At 43.8% G+C, this 910-nt stretch carries 2 protein-coding genes and 1 pseudogene; all 3 read left to right on the forward strand.

Features of this window, described 5'->3' with window-relative positions:
- Positions 1–356 (forward strand): WxL domain-containing protein (locus BCR22_RS10955; RefSeq protein ID WP_205634367.1); only part of this gene is annotated, 356 nt, incomplete at its 5' end.
- 14 nt (positions 357–370) lie between these two features.
- Entirely contained in the window at positions 371–694 is a 324-nt protein-coding gene (locus tag BCR22_RS10960; RefSeq protein ID WP_069654930.1) for an LPXTG cell wall anchor domain-containing protein, read from the forward strand.
- A pseudogene (locus BCR22_RS10965) lies at positions 691–910 on the forward strand (WxL domain-containing protein); the annotation flags it as partial. The gene BCR22_RS10960 and the pseudogene BCR22_RS10965, both read left to right, overlap by 4 nt.

The following is a 910-nucleotide window of genomic DNA, read 5'->3' on the forward strand; positions in this document are numbered from 1 at the left end:
GCGTGGAAGATCCATCTTTCGACGAGCAATTAGTCGTAACGGATACACGAGCAGATGCTAAAAATGGTTGGCGTATGACCGCATCTTTATCTACACCAATGCGCAACAGTGAAGGACAAGAATTGGTTAATGCCTTGCGCTATATGAATCAAGGCAAAGAAACAATATTATCTCAGGATGCACAGGTGATTTACACTAATACTAAAGGTACAGCGGGTAGTTATGCCATCAGCGATGGTTGGGGTAAAACATCTGATACAGATGGGATAAAACTCCAAATCAATTCCTCTGATACGGTATATACGGGAGATTATGTCGGCGTCATTACATGGAAAGTGATGGCAGGACAACCATAAAAGGAGAGAGGGAAATGAACTATTCACGCATTATCTTGTTCGGCTGTTCTCTGCTTCTATGGGTGGGTACAATAGTTTCTGGACCCATTGTCCAAGCTAAAGAGGGGACTGGCGGTCAAGTCAGTACGACAGGTAAGATTTCTTTTTATGAAGAAGTGACTGAACCCAGCAGCTCTGCTCCAGTGGAATCAAGCACAGCGAAGCCGACTAAACCCATTGGGAACTTTCCTAGTACTGGGGAACAAATTCGAACGTACAGTTTGATTTTAGGCGGCATGATCCTTTTATTCCTTCTCTTACTCTTTTTACGGAAGCGTAGGAAGGAGGAGCGGGAATGAGCGTAACAAAACAAACTTTTTTACTCAGTATGGTACTAATTATCGTGCTTTTCAGCAGTACTTTCAATTTGACTGCTAACGCAACACCTGCATCGTTAAATCAATCTGGAACTGTTTCAGTTGAAGGGAGCGTAGTGACGAATCCAATCGACCCTGAAAATCCAGGAGTACCTATTGATCCAGGACCAGGTCCGTCCACAGAAGGACCACTACGTA

Origin of the sequence: Enterococcus plantarum, from assembly GCF_001730295.1 — a bacterium.
Classification (GTDB): Bacteria; Bacillota; Bacilli; order Lactobacillales; family Enterococcaceae; genus Enterococcus_L; species Enterococcus_L plantarum.